The sequence below is a fragment of the Planctomycetaceae bacterium genome (assembly GCA_041398825.1).
In the GTDB taxonomy this organism is placed as follows: Bacteria; Planctomycetota; Planctomycetia; order Planctomycetales; family Planctomycetaceae; genus F1-80-MAGs062.
The window spans coordinates 280,871-295,736 of record JAWKTX010000003.1 but is presented as its reverse complement, the minus strand read 5'-3'; the positions used below and the strand labels follow the sequence as shown (position 1 = coordinate 295,736).

The 14,866-nt window shown below is 53.1% G+C and carries 10 protein-coding genes; 6 read left to right on the top strand and 4 right to left on the bottom strand.

Annotation, left to right across the window (positions count from 1 at the left end; all coding sequences use genetic code 11):
* Nucleotides 1-31 precede the first annotated feature (31 nt).
* Together R3C20_07480 and tdh are read right to left on the bottom strand one after the other, a co-directional pair.
* Entirely contained in the window at nt 32-1,216 is a 1,185-nt protein-coding gene (locus tag R3C20_07480; protein ID MEZ6040330.1) for a glycine C-acetyltransferase, read from the bottom strand.
* Between the two features lie 138 nt (nt 1,217-1,354).
* Nucleotides 1,355-2,377, bottom strand: a complete 1,023-nt coding sequence (gene tdh / locus R3C20_07475) for an L-threonine 3-dehydrogenase (protein ID MEZ6040329.1) — start codon at nt 2,375-2,377, stop codon at nt 1,355-1,357.
* Nucleotides 2,378-2,495: 118 nt separating this feature from the next.
* On the opposite strand from tdh, the gene R3C20_07470 reads away from it, so the two are divergent.
* Together R3C20_07470 and R3C20_07465 are read left to right on the top strand one after the other, a co-directional pair.
* On the top strand, nt 2,496-3,134 hold the full coding sequence (locus R3C20_07470; protein ID MEZ6040328.1) for an XRE family transcriptional regulator: 639 nt from the start codon (nt 2,496-2,498) through the stop codon (nt 3,132-3,134).
* A gap of 156 nt (nt 3,135-3,290) precedes the next feature.
* On the top strand, nt 3,291-6,290 hold the full coding sequence (locus R3C20_07465; protein MEZ6040327.1) for a hypothetical protein: 3,000 nt from the start codon (nt 3,291-3,293) through the stop codon (nt 6,288-6,290).
* A gap of 121 nt (nt 6,291-6,411) precedes the next feature.
* Here R3C20_07465 and R3C20_07460 read toward each other — a convergent pair whose 3' ends face one another.
* A complete protein-coding gene (locus tag R3C20_07460; protein ID MEZ6040326.1) occupies nt 6,412-8,955 on the bottom strand; it encodes a DUF1592 domain-containing protein in 2,544 nt (847 codons plus the stop codon).
* Nucleotides 8,956-8,961: 6 nt separating this feature from the next.
* Complete coding sequence (locus R3C20_07455) at nt 8,962-9,978, bottom strand: hypothetical protein (protein ID MEZ6040325.1); 1,017 nt, start codon at nt 9,976-9,978, stop codon at nt 8,962-8,964.
* Between the two features lie 205 nt (nt 9,979-10,183).
* On the opposite strand from R3C20_07455, the gene R3C20_07450 reads away from it, so the two are divergent.
* The 4 genes from R3C20_07450 to R3C20_07435 all read left to right on the top strand — a co-directional run bounded on the left by R3C20_07450 (nt 10,184) and on the right by R3C20_07435 (nt 14,844).
* Entirely contained in the window at nt 10,184-11,242 is a 1,059-nt protein-coding gene (locus tag R3C20_07450) for a PIN/TRAM domain-containing protein (GenBank protein MEZ6040324.1), read from the top strand.
* Nucleotides 11,243-11,306: 64 nt separating this feature from the next.
* Nucleotides 11,307-11,876 (top strand): ATP-dependent protease subunit HslV, encoded by a 570-nt coding sequence (hslV, locus tag R3C20_07445; protein MEZ6040323.1) that lies wholly within the window; start codon nt 11,307-11,309, stop codon nt 11,874-11,876.
* Complete coding sequence (hslU, locus tag R3C20_07440) at nt 11,873-13,303, top strand: ATP-dependent protease ATPase subunit HslU (GenBank protein MEZ6040322.1); 1,431 nt, start codon at nt 11,873-11,875, stop codon at nt 13,301-13,303. Before hslV ends, hslU begins: the two co-directional genes overlap by 4 nt.
* A gap of 113 nt (nt 13,304-13,416) precedes the next feature.
* Nucleotides 13,417-14,844, top strand: a complete 1,428-nt coding sequence (locus R3C20_07435) for a folylpolyglutamate synthase/dihydrofolate synthase family protein (GenBank protein ID MEZ6040321.1) — start codon at nt 13,417-13,419, stop codon at nt 14,842-14,844.
* Nucleotides 14,845-14,866 lie beyond the last annotated feature (22 nt).

Sequence of the window (14,866 nt, the reverse complement as noted above, 5' to 3'; positions counted from 1 at the left end):
CTCGAGGCCTTTCGAGAGGAAAGAACTGTTCTCAGATCAGCTGGAGTAGACGTCCGACTTCGGTGAAGGCATCAACCGCTCGCTCAAGGTGTTCGCGGTCGTGTGCCGCAGACATTTGAGTACGAATCCGAGCCTGGCCGCGAGGCACGACTGGGAACGAAAATCCAACAACGTAAATTCCGCGTTTCAGCATTTCCTCCGCCATCCTTGTTGCAAGTTCTGCATCGCCCAGCATAACAGGCACGATGGGATGTTCACCAGGAAGGATATTGAACCCGGCTTTCGTCATCTGGTGCCGAAACCATGCGGTGTTCTCGCGGAGCTTCTGACGAAGATCGCCCGAGCTTCTGAGTAAATCAATCGCCTGAAGCGAAGCTGCTGCGATCGGGGGGGCGAGTGTATTTGAAAAAAGATACGGCCGCGATCTTTGCCGGAGCAAATCGACAATCGGCTGCCTGGCCGATGTGTACCCACCACTGGCACCTCCCAATGCTTTTCCAAGAGTGCCCGTGATGATGTCAATTCGATCACTGACCCCGAAATGCTCAGGTGTCCCGCCGCCATTGACGCCCATAAAACCCACGGCATGGGAATCATCAACCATCACAGCGGCATCGTATTTGTCTGCCAGTTCGCAGATGGCAGGCAGGTTTGCCAGATATCCATCCATCGAAAACACACCATCCGTTGCAATCAATCGGTGACGGCAGCCTGCTGCTTCCCGGAGTTGAACCTCCAGATCCGTCATGTCGTTGTTGCGATATCGAAAACGCTTCGCTTTACACAATCGAACGCCATCAATGATGCTGGCGTGATTCAATTGATCCGAGATGACGGCGTCTTCTTCCGTCAGAAGTGTTTCGAACAGGCCGCCGTTGGCATCAAAACAGGAGCTGTACAGGATCGTATCGTCGGTTCCCAGAAATTCACTGATCCTGGTTTCCAGTTGACGATGAACGGCCTGTGTCCCGCATATAAATCGGACGGACGCCATTCCATAACCCCACCGATCCAGCCCGTCGTGAGCTGCACGTACGATTTCCGGATGGTCAGCCAGCCCGAGATAGTTGTTTGCACACAAATTCAGGACCGTAGTGTTGTCCTGCAGGCGTATCGCGGCATTCTGCGGAGAATCGATTGTCCGTTCAGACTTGAACAAGCCCTGGGTTCGGATGTCCCCGAGCTGAGACGTCAGATGGTCAAGAAAAGCAGACATTAGATTTGACACCCCGCTGTATTTGTTGGGTTCAATAACAATGTGAATTGAGAATGTGTCGCCAAAATACCGGTGCTGCCGGACCCGTCGATGCCACTACCGGAGAGATTCAACAGAGGTCGCCACTGACCGAATGCACTACCACTTCAGAACCACTTTTCCCGACTGACCTGACTTCATCGCCGCAAACCCCTCTTCATATTCCGTGTAATGAAGTCGGTGGGTAATCACGGGGCTGATATCCAGGCCACTTTGCAGCATGACTGTCATTTTGTACCAGGTTTCATACATTTCCCGACCGTAAATCCCGTGAATGGTCAGCATATTGAAGACAACCAGATTCCAGTCGATGGAGATGTCTTCTGAAGGAATTCCGAGCATGGCAATCTTCCCTCCGTGGGCCATGTTCCTGAGCATGTCTCTGAATGCCGACGGATTTCCCGACATCTCGAGACCAACATCAAAGCCTTCCGCCATGCCAAGATCCTTCTGGACGGCCTCCAGTGATTCTTCCCGGACATTGACAGCTTTCGTAGCCCCCATCGTTTTTGCGAGTTCAAGACGCCAGGGATTGACGTCGGTCACCACGACAAAGCGTGCCCCTGCGTGTCTCGCGACGGCTGTGGCCATCAATCCAATAGGCCCCGCTCCAGTGATCAGGACGTCCTCTCCCAGAACAGGAAACGCCAGGGCTGTATGCACGGCATTTCCGAACGGATCAAATATTGAGGCTATGTCACGGTCAATGCCATCGGCATGATGCCAGACATTGGTCATTGGCAACGAAATGTATTCGGCAAATGCACCCGGGCGATTCACTCCGATGCCCTGCGTATGCGCACAAAGGTGACGTCGCCCAGCAAGGCAATTGCGGCATCGGCCACAAACAACGTGCCCTTCACCGCTGACGACCTCCCCCGGATGAAAGTCAGTCACGTTCGCACCGACTTCGACCACTTCTCCCACAAACTCGTGCCCAACGACCATTGGAACAGGAATTGTTTTCTGTGCCCAGGAATCCCAGTCGTAGATATGAACATCGGTGCCACAGATACCCGTCCGATCGACCTTTATCAGCACGTCATTCAGGCCAACAGTCGGTTCCGGAACATCCTCGAGCCATAAACCCTTTTCGCGATGTCGCTTGACGAGAGCTTTCATTTGATACCCCAACTTGCTGGATTTCAGGCATTGTTTAATATACCGGATTCTGTGTTCGGAATACTAGAACACGAAAGTTCATCTTACAAGACGACTTGTGCAGGATAATGGAAATCCCATGAAAAAATCTGGAGGTAAGTCCCGGTCCGGGAATGCTCTTTCAGCCACAAGCGCCGCTAAGCCGACTTCACGGGAATCGGCAGAAGATGTCAGCCGTCATGTCTGCCAGAGAATTCGCGACCTTCGCCGCCAGAGGGGTTGGTCCCTTGACGTCATGGCTCAGCTGTCCGGTGTCAGCAAGTCGATGCTCAGTCAAATTGAAAGGGAGCAGGCGAATCCAACGCTTGCCGTGACTGTCAAGATTGCCCATGCACTGGGGATGAGCGTCGGTGAATTGATCGAGCAGGTCGCACCACCAACCAACATTGAGGTGATTCGCTCGGAGGATCGTTCGCACATTTTTCGCGCTGACGAAAACTGTTCCATCCGTACATTGTCGCCACTGCATCTGGAGAAGGATGTTGAATTTTACGAAGTGCTGCTGAATGTTGGGGGGGCACTGAAATCTGCCGCTCACTTTGAGGGGACTCGCGAATTTCTGACCGTTCAGAAAGGGCGTGTCGCGGTCACCTCTGATGTCGAAAAATGTGAATTGAACAAAGGCGATTCTGCCAGTTATCGAGCTGATGTTTCCCATGAAATTTCGAATCCAGGTCGGTCGGAAGCTTTGGTGTTTCTGGTCGTGATCTATCAGTAACGACGGCTCTCAATCTCAAATTGCTTCGTCGAGTCAGGGAGAATTCGTTTTCTCTAACTGCAATGATGCCTACACTGCCGGATTGATTCGTCCAATACGCTTAACGGTGGTCGCGATATGGCAAGGCGAGTGAAGTGCCCGGAATGCCAACTTTCAATGCGTCTGCCAGATGCAGCGCAATCGGGTCAGCGACTACGCTGCCCTGAGTGTGGGCGTGTATTTGCTGTGAAGTTCGAGACAGCACCGTCGCTTCCGTCGTCTCCACACGCCCTGCCGATTCCGAGTGCGCAGGGGGAAGCGGCTGGCTTCGTTGCTTCACCTGCCGACTGCTCTGTTCGGCCAGCCTGTCCTGTTGGCGACTACAAAGGAGACCTGTTCTGGAAGGTCGATGGCCGACGGGCTTCTCTGAAAGACTTTCTGCTGGAGACAAAAAATCCCGTCAAGCTGTTGATCATGTTCCTGCTGCTGAAGATCCTCCGGCTCCCGTTGCCTGCCTCGACAGATGATCCTCCGGTCAGTGATTTGGCTCCGTTCGAAGGTGATCTGTTTGATATGCCGGAAAAACAAACGATCCTCTTCGATCAGATGGCAGATGAAATGGAGGACTGTGGGTTTGATTCATCCGTCACCCATATGATTGAGGATGGCCATTGCAACTCCACAATCTGGTGGATCAGTATGCGTCACGAAAGCGGTACTTCGATGGGGCGTGTGGCCGTGCGTGAATGGAGAGCCAACCGTCCGGTCTCTTATCATATCGGATGCTCCTTCATCTCCGCTCTTGATGATGGTCGGTATCTGGTTACGACATCCATGCCGCCTGATGCTTCCTGGCCTTCAACTTTCGAGCTGCATCGTTATCCGAAATCGTCACCCAATGAGCTCTGGAACCATCACCAGACGATGCTGGCTCCCCATGAGGCCAATATCCAAACGATATCCTCAACCGACGATTTGCGGGAATTGATCGCAGAACATCATGCTGGCCTCTTCGATTATCACTGCCGCAGGGGATTTTTTCGGCCGCTCAAATCAGAAGACCAGCTTCGTGCAAAGCAACCTGCTATTGATCGCGTCATTAGAATCGAGGCTCTCAACCAGCGTGAAGCGGCATTGGAACGTGGTGAAACGCCCCCGCCAATGCCTATTTCGGGTGCGCACGCAGATGTCGTCCGGGAGATTCGCAGGATCCAGGATAAAAAGTCCGGCTGGTTAAGTGGCATCGTTCTGTTAGCTGTATCCATCGGTCTGTTTCTGGGGATTGGAGCAGCAAACTGGTCGTGGCGTTTTGCGGTGATGCTGTTGCCGATCATGTTCTTACATGAACTCGGTCATTACCTGACGATGAGGTATTTCGGCTACCGTAATCTGAGGATGTTCTTTATTCCGCTGTTCGGGGCAGCTGTAACCGGAGTTCACTACAACATACCCAGCTGGAAGAAGGTGCTGGTATCTTTAGCCGGACCGGTTCCTGGAATCGCAGCTGGAATCGGAATTGGCGTCGCCGGTTTGTGGTTCGAAAATGAACTCATGGGTGAGATTGCGATGCTGATGCTCATTCTCAATGGACTAAACCTGATTCCCGTTCTCCCGCTGGATGGGGGTTGGGTCGCGCACGTCCTGATTTTCTCTCGGCATTGGCTGGCAGACGTTGCGTTTCGGGTGATCGCAGCGATCGCATTGCTGGGGATTTCTGCAGCCACCGGAGACAAATGGTTGTTGTTCCTTGGTATTTTCATCGGCGCTGGCATTCCGATGGTGATGCGAACGGGACGCGTAATTCATCGTCTGAGAGAGTTCATGCCGGCTGATCTCCGGAACGCCGCTGGCGACGGGGATACTGTTCGTCCCGAGACTGCCGATTGCATACTGATTGAAATTGACCGCGAGTTCGCAAATCAACCTTTGAACATCCGCACAAAGGCGCAATTGACACTGAACATTTTTGAGGCCGTCAATTCGCCTCCTCCAAACGCAGGCCCGACGATATTGCTCGGCGGCCTTCACGGAATGAGCCTGTGTGCCGCTGTTCTTTCAATGCTCATCCTCGTTGCCGCAAAACATGGCGACCTTTTCAATATGATGTCATTGGCGACTCTGCAACCCGAACAGTCTTACGATTGCGGCACCAGTCTGGAACATCGTGGCCCCGAAGCAGACGAAATCTACCTGTCACCGCAATCAACTCTGGTCGCAACTTTTGCAGACTCAGAGACAGCTGGCAATGTTTACAGTACTCTCTCCGCGAGTATTCCACCTAACGCCGTGATTCGATTATTCGGTCAATCGATCCTGTTCGCATCTCCGGCCAGCGCATCAGACGATCGGCAGCAGTGGATTTCCTCGCTTGAGACTGCTGGGGGCAGCGTCATTGTTATCGATCCGGAATTCCCGAAATCATTCACACTGACCTGCATTGCGCCATCCGAGGCAGAAGCCGAACGGATTCAGGAGGTTCTTGGAATGTACTTTATGACGGGGGTCGCTCGAACCAGGCGTCTGATTCCGCCATGGTCACCTGAATTCTCCATACAGCCTCATCAGGAGGCCGCCCGACGCACCATCAACGCGATTAATTCTCAATCAGGAGTTGGAGAAGATGATGCGGATCTGGCGAGTCTGCAGGAAGAGCTCATGAGAACGTATTCAGAAATCCGTACGGCCACTCAGCTAGCTGACAGCGGACGAATTGAAGAGATCCGAAAGGTTCAGGAGAACCTGCGCAAACGGATGGAAGAGCGACGAATGGAATTGGTTCTCCAACAACCAGGCGTCGATCAGGGAACCATCGAACTTTATCAACAGCAGCCGCAGAAGAACCGTTTTTTGGAAATCGAAGAGCCGCAGGAATCCCTGCCCGAGGCTTCTGAACCCTCTGGTCCGGAGAAGCTAATGACTGAGATCAGAGCGTGGAATCAAAAACTGGAAGAACGAATGGGGGCGTTGCCGGTGACTCCGGAAACAGAATTTGCCCGGGAATTTTCGCTCAGCTGTGACGGCGGATATGCAACTCGTGCCGGTGTTTTGATCCGTCTGGATTACGTGACACTTTCCTCGCCCGTCGATGGTGCCGTTGCAATTTCGGAATGGCTCGGCGCCAAAAAGTGCGTGGACTTCAAGTACCAGTTTGGAAACCAGGAAGACGATGACTTTTGATGGAATCTTCCGTCGTCTTTCGAACGGCATTCACAAAGCCGGCTGACAGCAGTGGATGAACGTGATTGAGCTGAAACCGGTTCCGAGGGCCACGCTCTGGAATTCAGAATCCAATGGTGATCTACTCACTCAGGAAAATCTCTGATGTCACGACATGTTGCAGCAGGTCTCGAAACCCGGCGGGCTGCCCGTCGGCTGCAGCCTGACCGACAGCAGCTTCCACGATGGTATCGATAGCCGGACGATCCTCAATTTCCATATCACGGCCAACCGCATACGCCAGCAGTTGTGATGTTAGATTTCGGATAAAGAGTTCATCCTGTTCCAGCAGCAATTTCTTCAAGCCTCGCACGTCTCTGAAGTCCTGACCAGTGGGGAGCTCACCGGATGCATCAATGACCGGTCCCCGCTTGTAACGCTCTCGCCAGCGCCCGATTGGGTCGAAGTTTTCCAGCGCAAAACCCGGCGGGTCAATTCTTCGATGGCAGTCGTAGCAGGCGGAGACATCACGGTGTTTTGCAAGTTGATCCCGAATCGATTCTGCCCCACGAACATCCGGATCCAGTGGAGGGACATCCGGTGGCGGCGGTGAGGGTGGTGTGCCGAGGATGTTGTTCAGAAGCCAGACTCCGCGAACAACCGGCGAAGTATCAATCCCATTGGCCGTGACGGTCAAAACACTGGCTTGTCCCAGCAGGCCGCCTCGACGTCGGTCGGCCAGTTTCACCAGATGAAATCCTGCATCTTCGAACGGTTCATTCAGCCCATACAGGTCTGCTAACGGTTTGTTGAGAATGGTGAAATCTGAGTCCAGGAAGTTGCAAACGCTCAGGTTGTTGTCGAGCAGGTACCGAGCAAATAAACGAGTCTCCGTTTTCATCGCAGTTCCAAGATCGTACTGGTAGTAGTCTCTGAATTCAGAGCGATCAGGAGGACTTGACCCGAGATCGCGCAACGCCAGCCAATTGTCAAGAAACCCTTCGATGAATGCGCTGGACTTTGGGTCTTTCAGCATACGGTCGAACTGAATGAGGATTTGTTCCGGCGTCTGCAGCTCGTTTCTTATTGCAACATCGGTCAGTTCCGCATCCGGCATCGATGCCCAGAGGAAGTACGATAATCGGGCAGCAAGAGCCAACTGAGACAATCGCCCCGGCGGCCCATCTGCGCCCGCTGATGTCTCATCCAGGTAGGCAAACGCGGGAGAACTAATCAGTGCATTCACGGAGTCGCCAAACGCCTGCAAATCGCTTCTGCCGAGATCCTTCTGCTGCGTGGCGATCTTGACAAGTCGCGCGACTTCGTCATCCGTCGCTGGCCGGCGATAAGCTTCAGAGGCCAGCCGCCGGAGATTCCGCGTCAACGTCGCGGAATCCAGCTCGCCTGAGGACACGACCCGCAACCAGTCTTCTCCCAGCAAAGCGAGCTGTGATGGCCTTGGCCAGGCGTCGTAGTGTGGCCCCGAGATTGTAATATCGTCCACATGGATCTGTGGAAGCTTTCCATTCGTGATTGCGTTCCGACGAACTTCTACGATGCCTCGATTTGCCGGTTCGGGCAACAAATCACTGTGCCGTCGATGAAGGTTTCCCCACAGGCTTCGAGCATCCATGAGTCCGTTTGGAAAAATGAAACGGGGTGTAAAACCAGCGTCCAGCCAGACGCGGACCTGGTAGTTGTCCCAGCCGTCGGCCAGGGTCACTTCAGCCAGCACAGGTTCGATTGGCTGTGGCTTATGCAATGGCCCTGCGTTTCGATTCCCCGCAACGACTGCGAGACGAAGCGGCTCAGTGCTGTCGCGGCCCAGGAAACGATCGTCGTAAGGGTGCAGGCGATTTAATGCGGCTGCGCGAAACTTTATGTCGTAGTATCCGTCATAGGGCACTCCGTCGGCAAACGCATGAATCGGAGCATACGCGCCTTCATGTTTATCGGCTCCGGGAACGTCATATAGAATCAGGTACTGGAATCGACTGGTATTTCGATGGACCTGATCAATTTCTGGCTGTTGACGAAACCCGTCCTCAAAGTGCCAGGTCTGGACGATGGGTTGGTTCAGCGGAAACATAGCCTTTTCGACAATACGTTCAGCGGCATCAAGATACTGGCTCAGCAAATACCCTGACATCACCAGCGTCTTTCCGTCGTTATCCCGATGTTCAATTAATTGATCGCGGGGAAAGGACGCCGTGGGTCTGAACATGCTCATATTCAGGTGCAGCAGGTCACGAATCGTATTTTCATACTCCCGTGCGTTCAGGCGTCTCAGAATCGTTTGGCCACCTGTTGACCGATTCCTTCGATGGTATTCACCAATCACAGTGGAAAGCCATTGTGCGGCCTTCCGCCGCTCATCATCTGTTGGTTGTTTCGCTTCCCTCGGAGGCATTTCGCCTCGGTTCAACTGGTCAAGGATTTCCTGCAGTTCTATCAACTGATCTGTCGTTGAAAGTTCACCAGTCAGCGTATCAAAGTTTCGTTCGCTCGATGCGTCTTCACCCGCATGACATTCAAAGCAAAAGTCGCGAAGAAATGGCTTCAATCCGGCATCGAAGGTTTCTACCGCCGCTGACTCGTCCGCAGCGATGAGATACGTATTCTGCGATGCGTGCGTAACCAGGAAAGCCACAAGTAAAGTCACTGAAAGGCGTAACTTCAGACACATGGGGTTCTACCTCTGCGATCCGGTTTGCATCTCGGAAACTGCCACTCCGTCTTCCAGATATCTCAGAAAAATGTAACTCGCTCCAACGATGGCAAAGAAAATGCTCAACTGTACGGTCTCCTTCAGCCACGTAACGAAGACGTGAAAATCTGAACGAGTAATTGATGATCCATCCGGAATGGCCCAGACTGAAATCGACTGAGTCAAAACCACGCCGTCGGAGCCAAGTAGCTGAAATACGCTGCCGATGGCAACCATCATCATGGCAGCAAGCAGGAAACAGACGACGGTCATTGTCTTGTGTGAAAGGCAGTAACTTATGCCTCGAGACATTGCATCCCCGCTTCCGCACTGGTCAACACCGATCGCCGCAATGGAAAAGCTCCAGCCAAAGACCACCACGGCCATGACGAGAACCGAAAGAGTACTGATCAGCCATGGGACCGTAATGAGAACACGTTCGCTGACGATTGACTGCAAACCGATGCTGTTGCAAAGGGAAAGTGCCAGCCCGGCAGCATGGGCGAGGAGCCATGGAAGAAGAATCAGGAGTCCTGCCAGCAATGTATTCTGGAAAACCCGGCCGGTCGCCATTACTGAACTCTGTAGCGTCGACAGTATTCCCAGCCGCTGGTCTCTGCAGATCCCATAAGCCGTCGCTCTCGCGATACCAACGCCAAACATTCCCAGAATTATCAGCCGAGAAATAAACCGGAGAAAGACTCCGATGGAGTGGAATGGTCCCCCGAGTACGATTTCTTCAAAGCCTTGAAGCATACCACGAAGGGGCTCACAACTGTCAAACGCCAGTTCGGCAACCTGAAGCAGATTCAGGCTGCCTCCGACAGCGGGGCTCCGTAACATGCGGCCAAAACAGAAGTCCGACACGTTCAGGACTACGACAAGCAACGCGCAGGGGATCAGGCATTGCGGCGATGTTGCAATTTTTCCGACTCGAAGAAACGGACGCATAGACCGGAGTCGCGTTTGAATCGTTGGGGCAGGATTCTGCAAGGTTCTCACTTGTTCGTTAGAAATTCACTGGACCGGGAAGTATTCTCGCCGTTGGGAGCAATTCGATGCAACTCAGCCGAGCGAGAAGTAAGGATTACCTGTCCTCCGCGCCAACAAGGTTGCCAACGTGTTCTTTTCTGTCACAATGCCAAGAGTGATAAACGATCCCGCCTGACACGCCCCCGTCTTAGAACATTCCACGAGCCCAATCAAAATGTTGCTGCTCATTCTGCGCCTGCTTTATCTGATCATTTGTGCCGGGGCAATCCTCGCGTACATAAAAACAGATGACGTGATGGGCGGCAATTCCATGCTGCCCAGAATCATCGAGCAGAACAAGGGACTTGCGTTCTTTGTCCTGCTGTTCCTCTCCCAGATTGTGACAATTGCTGACGTGATGATTCGCAAGAAGCGGATCGAGGTGATTTCGGCGGTCTATTTCGGAATACTCGTTGGTGTCTTGCTTGCCTATCTGATGATTCAGGCATTGACTCCGATTGTTCCGGTCACGAACCCGTTTCATACGGCAGTCGTCCTGATGACGCTGCTGATCATGCCGTATCTCTGCGTCTCTTTGCTGCTGCAAACCAAAGACGACTTTCGATTTGTCATTCCTTACGTCGAGTTCCAGAGGGATTTGAAAAGTGGTCGCCCGCTGGTTGTTGACAGCAGCTCGCTGATCGATGGCCGAATCGCTGATGTCATCGAAACGCAAATCATTGAGTCCCAGCTGATTGTGCCGGATTTCGTACTGGCGGAAGTTCAGGACATTGCGGACAGCAGCGACAAGAATCGACGCGTACGCGGTCGCCGTGGACTGGAGGTTCTGGGCCGGATGCAGCAAAACCGCCATGTCGATGTTCGCGTTCAGGAAACACAGCGAACTGACTTTAAGATGATGACGGTCGATCAGAAGGTCGTCGCACTCGCCAAACAACTGCGTGGCGGAGTCATCACCAACGATTTCAATTTGAATAAGGTTGCAAGTGTTCAGGGAATTCCGGTGATCAACCTGAATGACGTCTCCAACGCCCTGAAGCCACGTTATATCCCGGGAGAACGCCTGGACATTAAAGTCATTAAGGAAGGCGAAGTGCCACAACAGGGTGTCGGTTACCTGGACGACGGTACAATGGTGATCTGCGAGAACGCGGCTCATCTCGTCGGCAGGGAGATCAGTGTCATCGTGACGAGCGTTCTTCAAAGCAGTGCCGGGCGCATGATTTTCGGCAAAATGGTATTTCGTCCCGGACAGGATAAAAGCGATTCGTAGCAACAGGGTGCACTGACCCACTTCTTTGGCGCACCTTCGTCAATCAAGCTCCACGGGAATATCAATGCGTAGCAAAACGGGCGACGAACGTCCTGTCTGGAGAGCCACCACGGTGTTGGCTGTCCGCCACAAAGGTTCGATTGTGCTTGGATCCGATGGTCAGGTGACTTACGGAAATACCATCATGAAATCGGATACCAAGAAACTCCGACGGATGCTCGATGGACGCGTGCTCGTAGGATTTGCTGGTTCCACCGCCGATGCCTTCGCGCTGCTCGAACGATTTGAGCAGAAGGCAAAAGACTATCCGGGGAACATTGCTCGTGCGGCCACAGATCTGGCTCGAGACTGGAGGACCGATCGGGCTTTGCGACGGCTTGAAGCCATGATGATTGTTGCCGACGCAGAATTGACGCTGCTGTTAACGGGACAAGGCGATGTCGTACAACCGACCGATGGGGTTGTGGGGATTGGTTCCGGAGGTGCGTACGCAACTGCTGCGGCCAAAGCCCTGGTGGCACATTCCGATCTGACGGCCGTTGAGATCGTTCGCGAATCACTGAAGATTGCGGCAGAGATCGACATCTATACCAATCAGAACATCATCATTGAGGAACTACCGTGTCAGAAATGACGCCCCGACAGGTTGTGGAACACCTGGATAAGCACATCGTTGGTCAGCAGGCTGCAAAGCGAGCCGTGGCGATTGCCCTTCGAAATCGATGGCGATGGCTACAATTGTCGGATGAAATGCGGAAGGAAGTGACGCCCCGCAATATCATGATGATTGGCCCCACCGGTGTCGGTAAGACGGAGATCACTCGGCGCCTCGCGACATTGACGGGCGCTCCATTCATCAAAGTCGAAGCGACGAAGTACACCGAAATTGGTTACTACGGTCGTGACGTTGAAAGTATGATCAGAGACCTTGTTGAGTCTGCGATCGGGATGGTCCGAGCGACAAGACGGCGCGAGGTGGAAGCAGAAGCCGAAAAGCGAGTTGAGGAAAGGCTTCTCAAAATGCTGGTCCCGTTGGACGAAGACCACGATTTCGACAGATCAGAAAGCTCGTCTGTTTCCATGCCCGAGGAGGCAGTCTCTATTCCGCAAGTAGACGTCGGGGAGTTGGGAAAGGCTCCTTCTGTCGAAGAAAGAACGCCGGAATCGGCATCCGCCCGCCGTGAACGTACGATTGAAAAGTTCAGGCAGATGCTTCGCGCAGGGAAGTTGGAAGATCGAACCGTGGAGATGGCCGTTGAACAAAAGAGTTCCCCGGTTCAGGTGTTTACAAACATGGGCATGGAGCAGATGGATATGGATCTGCAGGGAATGCTCGAGAAAATGATGCCACGGCAGAAGAGTTCGCGTGAACTCACAGTCCGCGACGCTCGACGCAATTTGATGGAACAGGAAGTTGAGGGACTTCTGGACAAGGAAAGCATTCAGGAAGAAGCCGTCCAGCTCGCAGAAAATTCCGGGATGATCTTCATCGATGAGATCGACAAAATCTGCAGCTCGGGCGAGGGCTCCAGGTCCGCAGATGTTTCTCGCCAGGGGGTGCAGCGTGACCTGCTTCCAATCGTCGAAGGGACGACTGTGAGTACTCGTTACGGCGTTGTTTCCACAGAAAAGATCATGTTCATCGCCGCCGGAGCATTTCACCGCTCTCGTCCTGCCGATCTGATGCCGGAACTTCAGGGTCGGTTTCCAATTCGTGTTGAACTGCAGGACCTGACCCGGGAGGATCTGGTCCGTATACTTACAGAGCCATCAGGTTCCCTCACCCGACAGTACACCGACCTGTTGTCTGTCGATAATGTCAGCCTGGAGTTCACGACAGATGGCATCGATCAACTGGCCAGCGTTGCCTTTCAGGTGAACCAGTCGACTCAGAATATCGGCGCCAGAAGACTGCAGACGATTATGGAGCGACTGCTGGAAGAAATTAGTTTTGAGGCACCGGACTGCGGTCCGCGAACGATTGTGGTAGATGCTGAATTTGTTCGTCAGCGGCTCGATGATGTCTGCCGTGATGAAGACCTGAGTCGCTTTGTCTTATGACAACTTCCCGCGTCACTGGATGAGTGGGCGAAGAATCTTCACAATTCACAACTATGATGGAAACAGATCGTTGAAGAACTTCGGGCAAATAACCCTCGATCGAACCTGCCGGCATGGACAAACCGCAAACGACCAACAACGAGGGGTATGACAAGGCCGTCTGCTGGCTTTACGATCGCATCGACTACGAGCGAATTCGTCCCAGCGGTCAGTGTAACCCCTTTCGGCTGGAGCGAATCCAGCAATTGCTCGAACGGATCGACTCACCGCACCTGCGGATTCCCGCGGTCCACATTGCAGGGACAAAAGGGAAAGGATCCACCGCAGCCATGACGGATTCTATCCTGAGATCAGCAGGGTTGAATGTCGGTTTATTCACCTCTCCCCACATTGTTCGCTTCGAGGAACGGATGCGCGTGAACGGTGCCATGCCGAACCCAGCGCAGCTGGTTGAGCTTGTCGATCGCGTCAGACTCGTACTTGAAGAATTTGACCACTCAGGTCGATCGAGTTTGGGTGTTCCCACGTTCTTTGAGATCACGACACTGCTCGCGTGGATGTTCTTCGACAATCAGCAGGTTGACATTGTCGTTCTTGAAACTGGACTTGGCGGGAGACTGGACTGTACCAATGTGTGCTCGCCGCTGGTGACCATCATCACGAGCATTGGACTGGATCACACTCACATTCTCGGCAACACGGTTGCATTGATTGCTGCAGAAAAGGCGGGGATTATCAAACCAAGTGTCCCCGTCGTTCAGGGAATGCTACCACCAGAAGCAGATCAGGTTGTTCGGGACACAGCGTTTTCCAGGAACAGCGAAAGACTGCGTCTGGGGACTGATTTTGATTTCAGCAATGTTGTTGATAGCGAATTGGGTCAGTCGTTCCGCTTTTCGACCGACAGGAACTGTTCAGAATTCACCCAACTGCCCGCATTACAGATTCCACTCGTCGGTCAGCATCAGGTAGCCAACGCTTCTCTCGCTGTGCAGGCCTGCTTATTGCTTTGTCGGGACAAACGGTTTTCCATATTGCCGAGCGCAATCGCGGAGGGTCTTCGAAGTACATTCTGGCCCTTAAGGTTTGAACAACTCCAATACTCCGGCCACACTCTTATCGTCGATGCAGCACACAATCCGGATTCAATCGAAGCCTTTCTTCGGTGCCTGGAGTGCCGGGGCGTGCCGTTCGAGGAGCGTATTCTGATTTTTGCGGCTTCAGCTGATAAGGATGCTGCCGCAATGCTGAAACTACTGGTGCCGCATTTCAAAAAGATTATTCTGACGCGATTCGTCGGAAATCCGAGGAGCATTCCACCCCGTGAACTGGTGGAAAAGGTCATTCCACTGAACACTTCAGGCAAACCCCACGAAGAAATTCATGTCTCTCCTGCAGAAAACCCGGATGTGGCCATAAAACTGGCTCTGCAATCCGGCTCGGAAGGCATGACCATTTGTGTTACGGGATCGCTTTTTCTGGCAGCCGAAGTTCGAACAATGCTTTGTGGCGGACAGTCTCCTTTTGCTGTGTTCCCTTAGAAACGAAACCAAGGCTCGTGGG